The following is an 18,517-nucleotide window of genomic DNA, read 5'->3' on the forward strand; positions in this document are numbered from 1 at the left end:
AAAGAGGGTTTTTTTGGAGTTGGATAAAATAAATGTGACATGGAAATATGCGAAAATAACAGATTTCACGAAAGCGTTAGAATATCTTACATTGCTGAAAGAAATACCTGACATAAGCATTGACGATGTTAGGTATGAGATTTATAATTACGACAGCAAAAAAAATTAAAACAAGAACATTTGCATACTGTGAGCGGCCTAATGTTCGGAACTTGGGGGAGGAAAAATTCATGTCGGTTGAAAAAGTGTTGCAAACAATTAAAGAGAACAATATCGAGTGGGTAGATTTTCGATTCGTAGATTTAGGTGGTCGTGCCCACCACATCTCTCTGCCAGCTTCTGAAGTGGAAGATGAAACTTTTGTAAATGGGGTAGCATTCGACGGTTCTTCCATCAAAGGTTTCCGTGGTATTGAAGAATCAGACATGGTTATGATGCCTGATCCGAATAGTGTATTCATAGATCCGTTTACAGCTCATCCAACGCTGAACGTGATGTGCGATATTTTCACTCCTGATGGCGAACGTTATGAGCGCGATCCTCGCGGTATTGCTGTGAAAGCAGAAGAATTCCTGCAAAAAAGCGGAGTAGGTACATCTGCATTCTTCGCGCCTGAATCAGAATTCTTTATCTTTGACGATGTTCGTTACGAAAGTGGCATGAACAGATCCTCATTCTTCGTAGATTCTGAAGAAGCGGCTTGGAATACGGGTCGTAAAGAAGAGGGCGGCAACTTGGCATTTAAAGTTGGCGTTAAAGGTGGATATGTTCCTGTAGCACCAGTTGACTCCCAACAGGATATCCGCAGTGAAATGTGCCGTCTGCTCGCTGAAGTTGGACTACGCATTGAACGTCATCACCATGAAGTAGCCACTGCAGGTCAAGCGGAAATTAACTTCCGTTTTGATACCTTGAAGAAAACTGCTGATAATCTCATGACTTATAAATATATTGTACAAAACACTGCACGTCAGTATGGCAAGGTAGCAACCTTCATGCCAAAACCGCTGTTCGGTGATAACGGTAGCGGAATGCACGTGCATCAATCCATCTTTGACGGAGACACTCCTTTGTTCTACGAAAAAGGCGCTTATGCTAACCTGAGCGAAATGGCTCTTCATTATATCGGTGGTATTTTGTACCATGCACCAGCATTGATCGCTTTGACTAACCCAAGCACCAACTCCTTTAAACGTCTGGTTCCTGGCTACGAAGCACCGGTTAACTTGGTTTACTCCAAAGGAAATCGTTCTGCAGCAGTTCGTATCCCGGTAGCAGCTGTGACACCAAAAGGCTGTCGTATCGAATTCCGCACACCGGATTCCACAGCTAACCCTTACTTGGCATTCTCCGCAATGCTGATGGCAGGTCTGGACGGAATCAAGAACAAGATTAACCCGCAAGAACTGGGTTATGGTCCTCTGGATAAGAACATCTATGAATTGTCTGATGCAGATAAAGAAAAAATCCGCAGCGTACCAGGCAGCCTGAGTGAAGCGCTTGATTCTTTGGAAGCTGATTACGAGTTCCTAACAGAAGGCGACGTATTTACTAAGGACTTCATCGATAACTATATTGCTCTGAAACGTTCTGAAGCACAAGAGGTTGCCATTCGTGTTCATCCACATGAATACGCCTTGTACTTCGATCTATAAGATTCCTGCTATTATAATCTTTATAATAAAAGAAGCTGTCTCAAAAGTAGTGAATTCTACTTGGGGCAGCTTCTTTTTTATGAATCAGGAAAAGTAATGGATTTTACTGTGCCCTATGACTATATGCTAAGAAAGACTACACTAGCCCCCGTTCAGGAGCGCCGCAGGACTCTCTAATGATAAGCTCTGGCTCCACGCTGAAAGAACTCGTGCCGGATTGGTTGTTTATTAGATCATATAGCATTAGCGCTGCTAGGCGGCCGATCTTATCTTTATTTTGGCGGATGGTAGTCAATAGGGGTGTTGTATAATTGCAGGCCTCGATATCATCACAGCCAATAATTGCGACAGTTTCAGGAACGGCGATAGAAGCCTCTTTAAGGGCACGCATCGCCCCTATAGCAAGCTGATCGGACGCCGCGAAGATCGCTCTAGGTAAATTTCCATTCTCAATCATTCTACGCATCGTCTCATACCCGCTGGCCTCAAAGAAGTTACTTCCGTTTAAGAACCAATTCTCGTTAATAGGCAGTCCTAAATCTTCAAGAGCTTTGCGATAACCACTTTCGCGCATATTGGAGATGTCTGAATCTGAGGAACTGCCGATATAGCCAAGCTCTCGATAGCCCAGTAAGTAAAAGTGTTCCACCACTTTGGAGGACATTTTGAAATTATCCGACATGATAAAACCAGAGTTGTCACCGGTCAGCTTTAAATCTACGCCGATACACGGAATTGCACTGTTGTCTAATTCGCTGATAGAGGTTTCTAGCTCCTGTCCGGATAGAAGCACACACCCATCTACATTAAAATGCTGGCAACGGGCAAGATAATCGTTAGTATCGCCACTTTGGAATTTTTCATTGGAAAAAAAGATAAGGTCGTAACCTAGTAGTCCCATTTGTTTTTTGAATGAATTTAGCACCTCGATGAAAAAAGGGTGGGTAAAGTCGACATTCAGCATTCCGGCAAAAATCACTCCGATTAGATTGGATGATTTCGTAGCCAATGTTTTAGCTGAATTGGAGGGGGTATATCCAGTTTCTTTTATAATTTGTTGAACCCTTATCTTGGTATCTTCCGAAATATCACTGTAGTTATTAATGATTTTGGATACTGTCGAAACAGAAACTCCAGCAATTTTCGCTATATCTTTGATGCTGTAGGCCAAATTAAGTCCCCCTTATAGTGAAAAATGTTCCGTAATATATGTTTAAAATCTACTCAAGGCTATTTTTTATGACTTGAATTTATGATTTACGAAATAGTTTCGTTACTTATTTTATAGTTCAATAAGATTATAGTCAATGGAATGTTTACTCTTAAACTAGGATTATGCTTAGTTTTAAAGGTTTTTTTGAATATTTGGTTCAAAAAACTTTCAAAAACGAACAAAGAAAAAAGACTTTACAAAGACAAATAACGATGTAATAATAAAAACACCGAAACCGCTTTCTGTGATATCGTCCTTACTGTTTCGTGATTTTCAGAAATTAGCATGTGGTTTCGTTAAAAGGGTCATAACAAATTATCTGGGGGGTAACAAAATGGTAAAGAAGCTTTCTGCGGTATTGTTGAGCTCAGCGCTAGTGCTCTCATTAGCAGCATGTGGAAACAGCAATAACAACGCGAATGGTGAGGCTACTCCGGGCAGCGGAACAAACAAGCCTGCATCTGGTGATAAGAAAGTGATTAAGATCTTACACTGGAAACAAGAGAATATTAACAAGGTCATTACAGAAATTAATAAAAAGTTTGAAGAAAAATATCCGGAATACAAAGTGGAGTACACAACCACGGGTCCGGATGATGAATTCAAACAAGCACAAAGAGCAAGAATTACAGCTGGTGACGTAGATGTTCTTGCCGATCTATCCGGTATGAGATTGTCCCCGAAAGATTGGACACCAGGTGCGAAAGTGCCAGACTGGCAACAATGGATTGATTCCGGACTGATTGCTGATCTGAGCAACGAAGCTTTCGTTAAAAACTACAATGCGAATGATATTGCTAAAGCCGGCACTTATAAAGATAAAGTGTATGCAATCCCAACCGGTAAAGTAGCAATGTCAGGATTCTTCTATAATAAAGAAATTTTTGAACAAAACGGTCTGACTGTACCTACAACTTGGACAGAGTTCATTAGTGTTCTAGATACATTGAAAGCTAAGAGTATTGTTCCAATCGTAGTGGCTGGTAAAGACGTATGGCCATTGAAACTGCCAGTGTTCGGTTTGCAAGCTAAGATTCTGGGTGGCGGCAACCAACAACAATGGATTGAGGGCGTTTGGAAGGGAACTTCGGCATTTAACGATGCTGAGGCTGTAGAAGTATTGGAGAAAATGAAGACGCTTCAAGATAACTACATCATCGACGGTTTCTTGGGTATCGACTATGCAACAGCACCTTCGTTTTTCGCAACAGGAAAAGCAGCTATGATTGCTGACGGAACTTGGGATGCTCCTACGATCGCGGCAGCAAATCCAGATGTGAAATTTGGTTACTTCCCAATCCCAGCTACAGAAGATGCTGCTAAGAATAATTCTCTTGTCGGTAAATACGATGTAACTTGGTATGCAGCAGAAAAAGGCCCGAACAAAGAAGGCGCTTTGAAATGGCTGGAATTCTTCTCTGAACCAGAAAACTACACAGAATATGTTAAAGCAGCAGGATTCTTGCCTACACAAGACAATATTGCCACTGAAAGTGATTTTATTGACAAAGAACTTGCTCCATACATGACTGGAGATTTCGAGCTTGCTTATGAAATTATGATGATTAACCGTGACAACGTTGGTGAACACATTGCAGCTGAAGGCGTTCACACTGAGTATTTGGCACCAGGCGGCGAGTTTAAAACCGCTAAAGAGCTTGCAGACGTACAACAAAAAGAATGGGAAGCAGCAGCACCTAAATAAGTAGCTATCCCAATAAATAAAAAAGAATCTACAACATACTGTACACCAAACATGTTTTACAGCTTCGGGGTCTGTTTTGTGCAGGCCCCGATCATTTTATTGAATTAGGATTGGGTAGGTGAGAGAAATGTATCCGTTCGGGAAAGGTTTTAAACGATATATACCGCTTCTGCTGCTAATGATTCCATTATCATTGTATGTAATTTTCTATTTTGGCCCATCTATGATGACGGTCATCTATTCATTTACAGATATCACTAACGTTCCTGGAAGCAAGATGAGTTTCGTAGGCCTTGACAATTATTATGATGTATTTTACTCAGGAAATTCAGGCGAGCGTTGGGATTCCATTATACGTACTATTTATTTCATGGTCATTGTAACCATTGTACAGAACGGTGTCGGTCTGCTTATGGCCGTAGTTATCAATCAGAAGCTGAAAGGCGATTATTTCTATCGCGCGGTATTCTTTTTACCGGTTGTGCTTGGTGTGGCGGTAGTTGCACTGGTATGGGGCATGATGTTCGATCCGCTGAGTGGTCCGGTTAACCAACTGTATGATTCTTTGTTCGGTTATAAAGATATGTTCTTTGGAAGCTTCACTCATGCGTTCGGTTATATTATATTTACGCAAATTTGGATGTATATGGGATATTCAATGTTGATTTTCCTTGCGGGACTACAATCCGTACCCAAAGATTTGTATGAGGCTGGATATATAGACGGAACTACGAAGTGGCAATCTTTTAAAAATATCACATTCCCACTTATCGCTCCATCCTTTACGATTAACATTATTTTGTCTATTATCGGTGCGATGTCCACCTTTGATATTATTCTCGCAACTACGGACGGTCGCTTTAACACAAGAACGATGGCATATGACGTTTATAAAGAGACGTTCCGTGGTTCTCTACAGATGGGACTTCCTTCCGCGCTTTCCGTGGTTCAGTTCCTTATGATTCTGGTGTTTGTAGTATTTGCAGTGAAACAAATGCGTAAGAGAGAGGTGGAATATTAATGAAGGATTCCAAAACCGCCAAAACTCTCTCTTATATTCTGATTGCAGTGTTGCTTGTTTTGTATATCATGCCGTTGTTATTTGTAATCAATATTTCATTCAAGTCCTTTACAGAATATCTGTTAGATCCTATCGGTCTCGTAAAAAGTATTCAATGGGATAATTATAAAGAAGCTTGGCTACAGGGTAATTTCTCTAATTATTTCTTAAACAGTCTGCTGTATACAGCCGTAGCAACAGTGCTGACCCTAATTGTTTCGTTATTCGGGGCCTTCCCGGTGGCGAGAAATTATGTGAAGTGGAGCGGGTTTATTTATTTGTTCTTCTTGATGTCTCAGTTCCTGCCGAATCCAATGGTCGCACAGTTCAAGCTGATGCTTACCATGAAACAGGAGCTAGGATTTGTAGGTTATGACACGAAGCTGGGTTACATTCTCCTTAAAACAGGCGGAACGGGTATCGTGTTCATGATGTTTGTAGGTTACATCAAAGGAATTAGCCGGGAGATGGATGAAGCAGCAGGTATGGATGGCGCTGGATATATGCGTTATTTGTTCCAGATCATCATGCCACTTATGAAACCAGTAATTGCTACAGGTGTTATTCTAACAGCAATTAGTATCTGGAATGACTTCGTGGGGCCGGTCATGTATTTACCGAGTCCAGAAAACTATCCAATCACCTTCGGGCTTAAAGAATTCCGCGGTCAATACGGAAACAACTGGCCTATGTTGGCGTGCGGGATCATGATCGTATCTGCACCGCTTATCATCCTATACACCTTCATTCAAAAGTATATCGTTGACGGTGCATTGGCAGGTGCGGTTAAAGCTTAAGTAGTTGTGTAAATGAGAGGATGGAGAGAATGGATCGTAATAAAATTCATGGCTTCGAATTCACCGGAAATGATGGGGAATTCAGGCTTCAGCAACCGGATCGCAGCAGTTTTCTATATTTCCCTCTAGTGAATGAAGGGGGAATGATGTCGACAGTAACTCCAAAACTTCATGGTCAGGTTACCACAGGTCATAATTCATTTTTAACACCGCCATTATCTGTTGAAGATTTGCATAATTCGCGGGCTTCCCGCAACTTCTGGGTATACGTAGACGGCAAGGGAGCTTGGTCGGCAGTGGGGAACTCCGCTAAGCAAAATGCCGATTTTTATACATCGTCTACTGATGAAGCAGTACTAGAGGCTGGTTTCTTGTGGCAACGCGTAACGCGTTGTAACGCAGAGATGGGTGTTAAAGCAGAAATCACCAGCTTTGTGCCAAGTGGTAATGATAAAGTCGAATTAATGAAGGTTACGTTGACCAATACAGCAGCAGAGGCTATTACGCTGACACCGACAGCGGTAGTTCCGATTTACGCGCGTTCGGCGGATGATCTGCGCGATCATAGACATGTAACCTCTTTGCTTAACCGGATTTATACTTCACCCTATGGTGTTGAGGTTCAGCCTGCGCTCTCCTTTGATGAGCGGGGACACCGCATCAATCACACTTCTTATGGAGTATTTGGTGCAGAGGGTGACGGCAGTCAACCTGCGGGGTTCTTTCCGGTGCAGGAGGAGTTCATTGGAGAAGGTGGAAGCCTGGATTGGCCGGAAGCTGTTATCCTGAACAACACGCCGGAGATTGGCAAGGGCGGAGGCGTACAAAGAGAGGGATATGAGGCTATCGGGGGTCTTCGTTACGAGGCGCTTACTCTGTCTCCTGGTGACAGCCATTCTTATATAGTAGTTATGGCAATCCATAATGAGAGAATTGACGTGGATGCTTTGATGAACAAATATGGTACATCTGAAGCTTTTGATCATTTGCTTGAGGAGACTAAAGCCTTCTGGGCAGATAAAGTGAATATGGTAGAATTTCATACCGGTGATTCAGATGCTGATCAATGGATGAAATGGGTTACGATTCAACCCGTGCTGAGAAGACTTTATGGTAACTCCTTCTTGCCTTATCATGATTATGGAAGAGGCGGACGTGGCTGGCGGGATCTTTGGCAGGATTGTCTAGCACTCCTTATTATGGAACCGGCTGAAGTACGCAGCTTACTGCTGAACAACTACGCTGGGGTAAGAATAGATGGAAGTAATGCCACTATTATCGGTCAGCAGCCTGGTGAATTTATTGCCGACCGTAACAACATCCCGCGGGTGTGGATGGATCATGGAGCTTGGCCGTTCTTAACTACTATGTTATATCTGGATCAGAGTGGTGATCTTGATTTCTTATTGCAGGAACAGACGTATTTCCGCGATACCTTTATGAGTCGCTGTAAGGAACGTGATACTTCATGGGATACCTCGCTAGGAAGTGATCTCAGAACAACTTCTGGTGAGGTTTATAAAGGTACGATTCTGGAGCATATCCTGCTGCAAAATCTGGTTCCGTTCTTTAATGTTGGAGAGCACAATAATATCCTGCTGGAGGGCGCAGACTGGAATGATGGTCTTGATATGGGCGCAGACCGGGGTGAGAGTGTAGCTTTCACAGCATTCTACGCAAGTAACTTATTGGATATTTCTCGTGTGCTGCGTACGCTAAAGACTTCTAAAGGGCAAGAGACAGTTGAATTGGCAGAAGAAATGAAACTATTGCTAGATTCGCTTGGTGAGCAAGTGGATTATGAATCTGTATCAGGCAAGCATGAAAGACTTAATCAATATTATGCTGCCGCTCCGAACAAAGTTAGCGGTATTCGTGCAGCACTCGACATAGAGACAGTAGCGGACGATCTGGAACAAAAAGCAGAGTGGATCTTTAATCACTTGCGCCGCAATGAGTGGGTGGAAAGTGAACAAGGTGGAGGCTGGTTTAACGGTTATTATAATAATGATGGAGAACAAGTGGAAGGGGAATTCTCAGAAGGCGTTCGAATGACGCTTACAGGTCAAGTATTCCCGCTGATGGGTCATGCAGCTACGCCAGAGCAAATTCCGCATATCATTGCCGCCGTGGATCGTAATCTACTGGATGACAAAATTGGGTACAGACTTAATTCCCGTTTCGGAGGCATCCAGCAGAATCTGGGTCGCGCCTTTGGCTTTGCCTTTGGACATAAAGAGAACGGTGCTATGTTCAGTCACATGACCATCATGTATGGCAATGCGTTGTATAAACGCGGATATGTGAAAGAAGGACATAAAGTATTAGAATCTCTGTATAGCTTAAGTACTGACTTTGCAAAAGCCCGCATATACCCAGGAATTCCTGAGTATATTAACGAGCAAGGCAGAGGGATGTATACGTATTTAACAGGATCAGCAAGCTGGCTGCTGTTAACTATGGTTACTGAAGTATTTGGTGTAAAAGGTAAGCTAGGCGATCTTTTGTTGGAACCGAAGCTTGTTAAAGAGCAGTTTGATTCTGAGGGAAAAGCCTCTATTAAGACAATCTTCGCGGATCGCGAGTTTGAAGTGGTCTATAAAGCCACAGGAAGCTTAAACTACGGGGAGTACCAAATACACGCTGTTACCCTGAATGGCAGCGAGGTGACGCTGCAGCGCGGCTCAGGAAGTGCGATTATTCCGCGTGAAGAGTTGCTCTCTCTGCAGACAGAGAAATGCCACTTGATTGAAGTGACATTGGCGTAGCTTTATACGATATTTTAAGACGTCTGCACCGTTATTCATAGCGGCTGCAGACGTTTTTTTCAATAATGAATATTTATTCATTGTAACAATGAACGAAAGGGCGCGTTAGGTATGGGTTACAGACTGTCAAATGGCATATTAACTGTCGATATCGCTGATATCGGAGAGTATAAGGGCACACGTTTTGACTGGACAGGATTTATTACACAGGTGACATTAGAAGAGGGGAAACATACGTTTTGTGTGCCGGAAAGCTTGAAGCCAGGCGAAGGAACTGGGGGCAAGGGGCTTTGTAATGAGTTTGGCATTTCCCGGGCAATTGGATATGATGAAGCACCAATCGGAGGCTGGTTTCCAAAAATCGGAGTCGGATTGTTACAAAAAGGAAATTCCCCATTATACAGTTTCAATGAGGAGTTCCCCTTAACCTCTTTTAGTAAGGATATCGAAGCAGGGAATGATGCGGTCACCTATACGATCCACCCGATGGAAAGCAACGGATATGCTGTGCAGCTAACCAAAACGATTTCTTTACAGGGGGATCAATTAATAATTGCATATGAACTGCATAACAAAGGGCAAAAACCTTTCCATACGGAGGAATATATTCACAACTTCATCGGAATCGACGGGTTGAATATTGGGCAGGATTTCGAACTGCGTCTTCCGAGGGAACTCAAGGTAGTAGAACCAGAATCCTCCTATACGAAAGAATTGCTAGAGGTATCCGGGAATACCCTTACTTGGTCAAAGGAACCGGATAAACCCTTTTATTGCAAGTTGAGCGGTTGGGAAGGTCAGGAAAATGAGTTCACCTGGGAGTTGGTTCATAAGCCTAGTGGAACAGGCGTGCGAGAGAGTGGGGACTTTCCAGTAGAACGTATGGCCCTGTGGGGAGAAGGTCATGTAGTCTCTCCTGAAGTATTTGTGAACATTAGTCTTTTACCGCGTCAAAGCAAGAGCTGGCGCCGATCTTACCGGTTTTTCACTGCGAAATGAGTACCGTCTTAACCTTTTATGTGAAAAATTATACTTGCTGGTGCGGGAGAATATTGCTATCATAACCATATCCATATTGATAGGAGAGAAAGGGTGGGGAGCAGTTTTGAATAAGAGAGCATACAATTTTAATGCCGGACCGGCAGCATTGCCGCTTACGGTACTGGAACGCGCACAAGCGGAGTTTGTTGATTTCCGGGAAAGTGGAATGTCTATCATGGAGATGTCGCACCGTGGTGCAATTTACGAATCCGTGCATAATGAAGCGCAGGAACGTCTGCTTTCGCTCCTCGGCAATCCGAAGGGCTATAAGGTATTGTTCTTACAAGGCGGAGCAAGCACGCAGTTTGCAATGATCCCTATGAACTTGATTTCCGAAGGCCAAGTAGGTAGCTATGTAATGACAGGTAGCTGGGCAGATAAAGCTTATAAAGAAGCCAAATTGGTAGGAGGGGCTCATGTTGCTGCTTCTTCCGAAGATAAGAAATTCTTGGCTATACCTGAATTAAGTTCGATCAAAGCTGCGGAGAATGCTGCTTACCTTCATGTTACTTCCAACGAGACCATTGAAGGAACGCAATATGCAGAATTTCCGGATGCAGGCTCGATTCCGTTAATCGCGGATATGTCTAGTGATATACTTTGCCGTCCAATCGATGTGAACCAATTCGGAATGATCTATGCCGGAGCACAAAAGAACCTTGGACCTTCAGGCGTGACTGTAGTTATCGCGAAAGAAGAATTGCTTGCAGAATCACCTTCTAACATTCCTACTATCATGCGTTACAGCACTCATTATAAGAATAACTCTCTTTACAATACACCTCCATCTTTCTCTGTATATATGGTGAACGAAGTATTAAAATGGATTGAGGAGCAAGGCGGCTTAGCTGGCATCCATTCCAAGAACCTTGAAAAATCGGGTCTGTTATATGATCACATCGATGGAAGTGACGGTTTCTACCGTGGTGTTGCAGAACAAGGCAGCCGCTCTATTATGAACGTTACTTTCCGGATGCAATCAGAAGAACTCGAAAAGCAGTTTGTCAAAGCTGCTGAACTGGAAGGTTTTGTCGGCTTAAAGGGTCACCGCAGTGTTGGGGGCTTGCGTGCTTCCATCTACAATGCAGTTCCTTACGAAAGTGTAAAAGCACTATCCGATTTCATGAACCATTTCCGGCAAACTCAAGGTTAATGAATTCTATCTATAACCTTCCGCCTTCTTGGTGGAAGGTTTTCAGTTTGTTTGGAGAAGCTATGGTTAGGCACTAGAGTAAAACATCTGGCTATTAAGCCTTTAGAGAGGAAGGAACCATATAATGGCACTCCATATCGTATTAGTCGAGCCGGAAATTCCGGCCAATACTGGCAACATTGCGCGTACTTGCGCCGCTACCGGCACTCATCTTCACTTGGTTCGTCCACTCGGATTCCGTACAGACGATGCTACATTAAAAAGAGCAGGATTAGACTATTGGCATGCTGTTACTATTGAATATCACGACTCCTTTGCTGAGGTTTTGGAGAAATATAGCGAGGGGCGTTTCTTTTACGCAACGACGAAAGCAGAGAAAAGATACAGCGACTTTAAGTTCCAAGATGGCGATTTTTTTGTTTTTGGCAAGGAAACGAAGGGGCTTTCTGCAGAGATTCTAGAAGCAGGTAAAGAAACAAAAATGCGCATGCCAATGAGTGATGCTGTGAGATCTCTGAATTTATCCAATTCGGCAGCAATTATTGTGTACGAGGCGCTTCGACAATTGGATTTCCCTAATCTTATTTAAAAAAAGACAAATTTTTTATTTTTTTCAGCAGGATTCGACAATTAGGTAACGAAATATATTGAAAGAGCCGAAATAAGTAGTAGCTACTAAATAATTTTTCTTGAACAGGAGAGGTGTACGTTAGTTATGAAACCTGCTGGTGTAGTTCGCAAAGTGGATCAGTTGGGTAGAATTGTTCTGCCTAAGTCCCTGCGTAAAAGGTATCAGATGAATGAAGGCGACCCGGTTGAAATTTTGGTACAGGGTGACCATATCATCTTGGAGCGTTACCGTCCAAAATGTGTTTTCTGTGGATCGATGGATGGTGTAAGCGAATATAAAGATCGTTATATTTGTTCTGCATGCCTTTCGGAAATGACTCAATTGCCAAGACATGCCTAAGAAGTACATATTTTGAATTTTGACAGCCAAGAGCTTATAAAAAAACTGTCCTCTTCGTAGAACTCTTCTACTTGGGGGGCAGTTTTTTTATGTATACAAAAAATGCCCCCGCACCAAGTGGCTGCAGGGACATATCGGCTTTATAGGCCTTTTGTTTTGTCGTCGTTGTAAGATGAGGTAAGGATGCCGACCGTAAATAACACAAATACGAACATTACGATCCAAAAGGTTAATGAGAACGACATACTGGCACCTCCAATAGCGAATGTATTCGTTATCAAGATTATAACCTGCAATTTAATAAAAATAAACGCAAATGTGATATGTTACATAGACAATTTACTATATTATTTAAAAAACAGAAAATTCGTTGGCACAGCTCTTAGATTTCCATCGGATGGTTTATTGATAACTCTTCCGTTAAAGATCAATGAGGAAGATCCACCACCATCTAAATTATAAGCATCTACGAGACCCATATTCGATAATTTGTTCTGAATCTCCTCCAGCTGTGCACCAGAGCTGCCATACTCATTATATCCATCCGCTACAAAAAGCAGGATCTGATCATCTTTATATTTGCCGATCACGGTACGTGGTGCCCGATTAGGGGATGTTTTCCACTTTTCGGGTATGGGTGTTTTGATGTTGTTTTTAAGGAGGACAGGCACAAAGGTGGCGCCGAATACCGGATCTAGCTGATCTAATTGTGCGCGACTGTAGAATTTCCCGCCGATTAATTGCCCGGATTTGTTCAGCCCAACAAAACTTAGGTCCTTGTACGTCGGCTCAAAACCGTATAAATACTTTCCATCCACTACAGTTGTGCTTAAGGGATAACGTTTTCCGGATTGATCTGCAAAGCCGCCCGCATTAATACCAGCAATTGCACCATTACGCTGTACGGCATGCATAGTAGTTTCCGCACCGGAGGCTGTCTCCGCCAAGCTCATCTTCATAGCGGTCGGGTCCTTCAATTTGATTTTCAACGCATAAGCTTTGTAGTTTCCTGGATTCAATCGATATAACTCAACTCTTATACGGTCGCTAGTAACGATCTCTGAAGGTATACCAAGCTTGGCTGAAATCCTGCGGTTATAGATCAGTTCAGGCCGGGTCGCCTGAGTCTGTGCTGTTTCGACCAGCTTATTCATCGTAGTGGTAGTCTCTTTATATAGCTTGGCACTAGCGCTGACAGCATCAATGGTGTAAGCTGCGGAGGCCTCTGCCAGCGTCAGCTCTTTTTTTAAGGAAGCTGTTTCATTCACTGGCCCAGCGCTTGGTGTGAATTGTCCTACATCAAGGTCTAGCTGTAGCGGTGGTCGATACCACGACATACAAATAACCAAGCCTATGAACGGTGCAGTTAGAAGCATGAAGAAGCGGTTTACTCTTTTGACTGGCGTCATCATTTGATCAGATCCATTTCTTTCTTCAAAGCTTCTAACTGTTTGCTTACCTCACTCAATTGCGTATATAGCTTGTTGCTGTTATCTGTCTTGGCACTAGCATTATCTTTAGTGAAGGTTAATAGTTCGTTAAAGCTTTGCACTGTATTCTGCAATTCCTTCACTTCTTCAGAGAGAACGGCAATTTTTGCTTCATAGTCGGTCTTCAAAACGGTAAGCTGCTGCTGGCTCTGAGTACTAAGTTCGGTAAGCACCTGTTGCTTCAGATGGTTCGTGTAGCTGTATACAGCATATACGCCGAGTCCGATCATCATAATCCAGAACAGTAAAAACCATTTTACGGAAGGGCCGTTTCTCGCAGTAGTAGAGCGCGAGCGTACCGGAGACGTTTCCGCTAGCGGTTGCATTTTATCACCTCGGGTTGGTCTTTTTTTCAAGTCCCCATTCTATCAGACTTTGACAAGATTCGCAAAAATGTAAGAGAGTATGAAAACTAGAAAAAGTAATTGCATCCTATTAAACTACTGCGATACAATTTCTATAGATTGGAATTCTGATAGACGTACACAAGGTAACCAGCTAGAGATTATACAGACAAGTCATCATACAGCCTTGCTTGCGTTTTAACCGGAAACGCTGCGGCGCTTTCCTTTCTAGATGATTATATATAGAGCAGGGGGTCAGGGCATTAATGATGAAGGTTTGGCAGGTGGTCATTGTGGGGTGTCATCCTACAAGTATGCTGGGGACAAAATTGATTTTGGAAGAGGAAGAGGGGCTTAAGGTTCTGGGAATGTATTCCACTTGGGACGAAGGCGCTACCATCGTAAGGGAAAAAAATCCCGAGCTAGTGCTAGTAGATTATCATATGCCTGAGGGGAATATTGAGAGTGTGCTGTTAAATATGAAAAAAAGCTCACCAAACTCACATTTTGTCGTGATGACAGACGAAGACGGGCGAGAACTGCTTCAGCCCCTCGTAGAACTAGGAGCCAGCGGGATATTCTCGAAGGGAGCTTCTCCCCGTCAGCTTTTACAGCTGATCCTGGGTTTACGGGAGGGTTTTCTTTCAATGCCCTTGGAATGGATTGAAAAAGGAGCTTGGCCGATTTCGACATTTAAAGGATTAGATGATGTTTTGCAACTGACGGAGACAGAGATGTTTATCATGGAGCGAATCGTTCAAGGGATTACCTACGATAAAATTGCGCTTGAAATTGCGGTAAGCCGCCGGTCCATTGATAATTATTTGCGCAAAATCTATGTAAAGCTAGATGTTTCGACCCGGGCACAAGCGATTGAGAAATTCGCGCTCTTCTCAAGACAAAACAGGCAAATCTACGCCTAACCCACGCTTTACGACATAATGACGTATGGGGTGGAATATTCTTGGAGTAGAAGTAAGAATATCATGTTGAATGGGTAACCATCCCATCCTTGGATGAGGATGACGAAGCCGTTTCTACTTGGTAACAGGGAAGGGGGATTTCGCATGATTTACGAATTTTCTGCTCGCGCACACACATTGTTGTCGTCATCGCTTCTTAGTATCCGCACCCAAACACGGAGAAGCTCCATGATATCGCTAGCTGAAGAATTACCAGCGGAAGAACTATTCCCATTGTCACTGCTTGCTGAAGCAGCATCTACGGTGATTTCAGCAGATGCGGGAGCACTGCAATATGGTGATCCTGCAGGGTACGGACCGCTTCGGGAGTGGCTTGCAGGGGATTGGCTTAAAGAAAAAGGGGTAAATGTTGTTGAAGGTGGAGTTCTGCTAACAACGGGTAGCCAGCAAGCCATTGATTTGTTGTCGCGGGTGTATATTGATCCAGGAGATCGTGTATTAGTAGAAAATCCGACCTCTCCAGGATTTTTGCAGACTCTTCGGATGCAGGGGGCCGTTATTATTCCTGTACAGGGTGATTTGGACGGGCTTGATCCGGAGCATTTGCGGAGCCAGATCGAGCTGCATAAGCCGAAAATGCTGTTCGCAACCCCTAGCTTTACCAATCCAAGCGGCATTTTATGGAGTTTGGAGAGACGCCGCGCAGTATTGGATTTATGTATCGCATATAACATCTTGATTGTGGAAGATGATTCTTATGGGGATTTGCACTTCCAGAAGCAGGGTGAACACAAGGCTAAAAGATATCCGTCTTTGTATGCACTGGAAAATATCAGCGATGGCGGACACGTGCTTTATATCGGTTCGTTCAGCAAGACCGTTGCGCCCGCGCTGCGGACGGGCTGGGCGGCAGGCAGCCGAGTCTTGATCAGAATGATGTCTGCGGCTAAGCAGATGGCCGATTGGCAGTCGAGCGCATTAAATCAGCGGCTGCTGCATCATTTATTGGATGTGTCTGCGTTTGATCTGCGTGAGCATATCGCGCAGCTGAATCGAGAGTATAACACCCGTCTGAAGCTTATGGTGGAACTGCTCAAGCGGCCTGCTTGGAAGGGCAGCTCCTATGACCTTCCATCAGGAGGCATGTTCCTGTGGGTCGCACCACCAGAGGGAATGGATGTTATGGCGTTGCTCAAATGTGCGCTAGGTAAGGGAGTGGCTTTTTTGCCAGGTCCGTTATGTAGTGTAGATGGAGTCAGCAATCACCTTCGCCTTAACTTTAGCCATCCCGGGCGGGATGAGCTGCTGCTTGGCATGAATCTGATGAGCGAAGCGGTTAAGGAGTTCACAGCACGGAGTTAGGTAGTGGAATGAAAGTTGTGAATGAAAGATTGAAATGAATGACATGATGAAAACACAAGACACTTTTAGAGCTAAAACAAGGACAGAATTACAAGTCGGGCAAGACGAAGTTCGTGATGTGAGATTAATTAGGGAAATCCTCCCTAAAAATGGTCGATTTGAACTCTAAAATGGACTGTTTAGGGAATTTCTCCCTAAAAAATCAAGGGATTCCCCGTTTTAGGGGTAAATCTGGCGAAAATCAGGGAGGAATTCCCTAAAATGCAGTTTTTAGCGCGTGAATCGAAGAATATTGGGGAGGATTTCCCTAATAACTTAGTGTGCCCTTTTCGGAAGGGTGTTTTTAAGCTTATTTTGCTTTGAATGATTTAGTAAATAGCGCTCGTGTTCGAAGATTGTAAATAAGTTAGTTAAGTACAGTCAAGTAGAGCTGGATGAGGTACGCATGAGATATGAACGTGGTACGAATGAGTTACTAATGTGATGAGAATGATTTACGAATGTGGGAAGAGCGAGTTAAACACGCGGTAAGAATGCAATTCGAATGTGGTATGTATGAGATACTCATGAGATATGAGTGAAATAAGACATGACACGTATGAGATACTAGTGTATTAAAAATGTAATCTAAATGTGATATGAGTGTAGTAAGAGCGTGGTACGCACCAGATAATAATATGTTAAGTGTAAGTTAAGAACATGGAATGCACAGAGATAGGATTTAAATAAGATAAGACATACGAAAAAGCATCCCGTAGTTGGGATGCTTTTTGGCGTTATTTACACATGTTATGTGTGCATCAGAATAATAAGTTTAAAGTCTGAGTAAATGATTAGAACCGAGCTAAAAGAATAAGACCCGGCTAAAAAGAAATAGTCGATAGAAGTACTGTCCAGGCTAGGTTAGCTAATTAATGGGATGATTGCTGTTATTGGGTACGCCGCTTGTTATCGCGGCATATTCCACCAGCGCCGCATGACCGGCTGGGGTTAGGGTGTAACGCCCACGGCTTACCCGGTGAAACCAGCCGTAGTAGTTATTCTGAAGCATAGCGGCGGCGGTGGGTACGCCGCTACGCTTCCGCAGCTCGGCCGGAGTGATACCGGCCGAGCGGGGAGCGCTTCCTGCGGCCAATACGGCCGCTGGAAGCGTGCTTGAGGCAGCGCTAGGGGCATCGCTTCGCGTGCCTACCGCCGCTGCCTCCCGTGCTGCCGCGTCCCCGGCAGCACGGCTCTCCGGCGCTGAGCTCAGCGCCGGAACCTGTTCAGCGGTGCCCGCCGCTGAACGTTTGGCAGCTGCGAGCGAAGCCTTCGCAGCTGCCTTCTCTGCAGCGGCGGCGGCGTCCGCCTCCGCTGCTTGCAGAGAAAGCGCGACACGCAGCGCTTTCTCGCGGTAGGCCGTCACGAGCTTGACGCGCGTGCTGCCGCCGGTGTTGTAGTCTCCGCTGCGCTCGCGGAACTCATAGAGCAGGCGCTCGCGCCGCCGCTTATTGCTGCGCTGCGCAGGCGGCTTCTCGTCTGGCTCTACGAGCACCTCGACCAGCGGTGCTTTGGTCTTATAAAAGATCACAGTGATCAGCCCAAGACCGAGCCGGCGGCATAATCCGCTAAGCTCGCCCCAGCGCTGGTTCACCGCTCCTTTTTTATCACGGACACGTTCCACTGCAAGATAGACGGTGGGACTGAGCTTCAACCGTTCTACCCCTTGCAGCAGCAAGGCGAGATTGAATGATTTTTTCATCTCCACGATCAGAGGATGTTCAACGTCCTCCCGAATCCCCACCAAATCGCAGGTCCGAACCTCACCTTTGATGCTGTAACCCTGCTTTTCAAAAAAAATCTTCAAAGGAGCATATAGCTCCGTTTCATGTCGTACCGCCATCTTGTCACTCCCGTAGGCCTTTATTTTCGGGTTTCCCAATAAGGTTTTACAGCCATTTTCTGATTCTCTATTATAGCACAGTAAAAAAGAGGTCAACTATTCCGCGCTTGCTGCATAGGTATGTAATACACTTTTTAACGCTATAGGAGAGCAA

Annotated in this window: 15 protein-coding genes; 11 read left to right on the forward strand and 4 right to left on the reverse strand. The window is 44.1% G+C overall.

Annotated features, from left to right (window positions below):
* The first annotated feature begins 230 nt into the window (after positions 1-230).
* On the forward strand, positions 231-1,655 hold the full coding sequence (glnA, locus tag NSQ91_RS08495) for a type I glutamate--ammonia ligase (protein ID WP_036684454.1): 1,425 nt from the start codon (positions 231-233) through the stop codon (positions 1,653-1,655).
* A 136-nt stretch (positions 1,656-1,791) separates the two neighbouring features.
* Here the strand turns inward: glnA and NSQ91_RS08500 are convergent, their stop codons facing one another.
* Positions 1,792-2,826: a LacI family DNA-binding transcriptional regulator gene (locus tag NSQ91_RS08500; RefSeq protein ID WP_076303843.1), complete on the reverse strand. Its 1,035-nt coding sequence runs from the start codon at positions 2,824-2,826 to the stop codon at positions 1,792-1,794.
* Positions 2,827-3,202: 376 nt separating this feature from the next.
* Between NSQ91_RS08500 and NSQ91_RS08505 the strand changes: the two genes are divergently transcribed.
* From NSQ91_RS08505 to NSQ91_RS08540, 8 genes are all read left to right on the forward strand, one after another.
* Positions 3,203-4,573, forward strand: coding sequence for an ABC transporter substrate-binding protein (locus NSQ91_RS08505; protein ID WP_076126433.1), 1,371 nt, complete (start codon positions 3,203-3,205; stop codon positions 4,571-4,573).
* Between the two features lie 127 nt (positions 4,574-4,700).
* A complete protein-coding gene (locus tag NSQ91_RS08510; RefSeq protein ID WP_076126435.1) occupies positions 4,701-5,594 on the forward strand; it encodes a carbohydrate ABC transporter permease in 894 nt (297 codons plus the stop codon).
* Entirely contained in the window at positions 5,594-6,430 is an 837-nt protein-coding gene (locus tag NSQ91_RS08515; RefSeq protein WP_036684447.1) for a carbohydrate ABC transporter permease, read from the forward strand. The genes NSQ91_RS08510 and NSQ91_RS08515 overlap by 1 nt, the downstream gene beginning before the upstream one ends.
* A gap of 29 nt (positions 6,431-6,459) precedes the next feature.
* Positions 6,460-9,198 carry a GH36-type glycosyl hydrolase domain-containing protein gene (locus tag NSQ91_RS08520; RefSeq protein ID WP_076303844.1) on the forward strand — a complete coding sequence of 913 codons (2,739 nt, stop codon included), beginning with the start codon at positions 6,460-6,462 and terminating at the stop codon, positions 9,196-9,198.
* Positions 9,199-9,309: 111 nt separating this feature from the next.
* Positions 9,310-10,197 (forward strand): hypothetical protein, encoded by an 888-nt coding sequence (locus tag NSQ91_RS08525; protein WP_076303845.1) that lies wholly within the window; start codon positions 9,310-9,312, stop codon positions 10,195-10,197.
* Positions 10,198-10,303: 106 nt separating this feature from the next.
* Positions 10,304-11,392 (forward strand): 3-phosphoserine/phosphohydroxythreonine transaminase, encoded by a 1,089-nt coding sequence (gene serC, locus NSQ91_RS08530; RefSeq protein ID WP_076141387.1) that lies wholly within the window; start codon positions 10,304-10,306, stop codon positions 11,390-11,392.
* Positions 11,393-11,516: 124 nt separating this feature from the next.
* On the forward strand, positions 11,517-11,981 hold the full coding sequence (trmL, locus tag NSQ91_RS08535; protein WP_076218323.1) for a tRNA (uridine(34)/cytosine(34)/5-carboxymethylaminomethyluridine(34)-2'-O)-methyltransferase TrmL: 465 nt from the start codon (positions 11,517-11,519) through the stop codon (positions 11,979-11,981).
* Positions 11,982-12,107: 126 nt separating this feature from the next.
* Complete coding sequence (locus NSQ91_RS08540; protein WP_036684437.1) at positions 12,108-12,362, forward strand: AbrB/MazE/SpoVT family DNA-binding domain-containing protein; 255 nt, start codon at positions 12,108-12,110, stop codon at positions 12,360-12,362.
* Between the two features lie 347 nt (positions 12,363-12,709).
* On the opposite strand, the gene NSQ91_RS08545 is transcribed toward NSQ91_RS08540, so the two are convergent.
* Together NSQ91_RS08545 and NSQ91_RS08550 are read right to left on the reverse strand one after the other, a co-directional pair.
* Positions 12,710-13,774, reverse strand: a complete 1,065-nt coding sequence (locus NSQ91_RS08545; protein ID WP_139331019.1) for a phosphodiester glycosidase family protein — start codon at positions 13,772-13,774, stop codon at positions 12,710-12,712.
* Positions 13,771-14,178: a hypothetical protein gene (locus NSQ91_RS08550; RefSeq protein ID WP_036684435.1), complete on the reverse strand. Its 408-nt coding sequence runs from the start codon at positions 14,176-14,178 to the stop codon at positions 13,771-13,773. The genes NSQ91_RS08545 and NSQ91_RS08550 overlap by 4 nt, the downstream gene beginning before the upstream one ends.
* Before the next feature lie 284 nt (positions 14,179-14,462).
* On the opposite strand from NSQ91_RS08550, the gene NSQ91_RS08555 reads away from it, so the two are divergent.
* Both NSQ91_RS08555 and NSQ91_RS08560 read left to right on the forward strand, forming a co-directional pair.
* Entirely contained in the window at positions 14,463-15,119 is a 657-nt protein-coding gene (locus tag NSQ91_RS08555; protein WP_036684433.1) for a response regulator transcription factor, read from the forward strand.
* A 144-nt stretch (positions 15,120-15,263) separates the two neighbouring features.
* Entirely contained in the window at positions 15,264-16,481 is a 1,218-nt protein-coding gene (locus tag NSQ91_RS08560) for an aminotransferase-like domain-containing protein (RefSeq protein WP_036684431.1), read from the forward strand.
* A gap of 907 nt (positions 16,482-17,388) precedes the next feature.
* Here NSQ91_RS08560 and NSQ91_RS08565 read toward each other — a convergent pair.
* Positions 17,389-18,363, reverse strand: a complete 975-nt coding sequence (locus NSQ91_RS08565) for a DUF2161 family putative PD-(D/E)XK-type phosphodiesterase (RefSeq protein ID WP_256716474.1) — start codon at positions 18,361-18,363, stop codon at positions 17,389-17,391.
* Between the last annotated feature and the right edge of the window lie 154 nt (positions 18,364-18,517).

The organism is Paenibacillus sp. FSL R7-0048 (assembly GCF_038004505.1).
GTDB lineage: Bacteria > Bacillota > Bacilli > Paenibacillales > Paenibacillaceae > Paenibacillus_AQ > Paenibacillus_AQ odorifer.

Excerpts from the sequence above, each read along its gene's own strand:
- glnA (WP_036684454.1), top strand. The coding sequence starts at position 231 with ATGTCGGTTGAAAAAGTGTTGCAAACAATTAAAGAGAACAATATCGAG.
- NSQ91_RS08505 (WP_076126433.1), top strand. The coding sequence starts at position 3,203 with ATGGTAAAGAAGCTTTCTGCGGTATTGTTGAGCTCAGCGCTAGTGCTC.
- NSQ91_RS08510 (WP_076126435.1), top strand. The coding sequence starts at position 4,701 with ATGTATCCGTTCGGGAAAGGTTTTAAACGATATATACCGCTTCTGCTG.
- NSQ91_RS08515 (WP_036684447.1), top strand. The coding sequence starts at position 5,594 with ATGAAGGATTCCAAAACCGCCAAAACTCTCTCTTATATTCTGATTGCA.
- NSQ91_RS08520 (WP_076303844.1), top strand. The coding sequence starts at position 6,460 with ATGGATCGTAATAAAATTCATGGCTTCGAATTCACCGGAAATGATGGG.
- NSQ91_RS08525 (WP_076303845.1), top strand. The coding sequence starts at position 9,310 with ATGGGTTACAGACTGTCAAATGGCATATTAACTGTCGATATCGCTGAT.
- trmL (WP_076218323.1), top strand. The coding sequence starts at position 11,517 with ATGGCACTCCATATCGTATTAGTCGAGCCGGAAATTCCGGCCAATACT.
- NSQ91_RS08540 (WP_036684437.1), top strand. The coding sequence starts at position 12,108 with ATGAAACCTGCTGGTGTAGTTCGCAAAGTGGATCAGTTGGGTAGAATT.
- NSQ91_RS08545 (WP_139331019.1), bottom strand. The coding sequence starts at position 13,774 with ATGATGACGCCAGTCAAAAGAGTAAACCGCTTCTTCATGCTTCTAACT.
- NSQ91_RS08550 (WP_036684435.1), bottom strand. The coding sequence starts at position 14,178 with ATGCAACCGCTAGCGGAAACGTCTCCGGTACGCTCGCGCTCTACTACT.
- NSQ91_RS08555 (WP_036684433.1), top strand. The coding sequence starts at position 14,463 with ATGATGAAGGTTTGGCAGGTGGTCATTGTGGGGTGTCATCCTACAAGT.
- NSQ91_RS08560 (WP_036684431.1), top strand. The coding sequence starts at position 15,264 with ATGATTTACGAATTTTCTGCTCGCGCACACACATTGTTGTCGTCATCG.
- NSQ91_RS08565 (WP_256716474.1), bottom strand. The coding sequence starts at position 18,363 with ATGGCGGTACGACATGAAACGGAGCTATATGCTCCTTTGAAGATTTTT.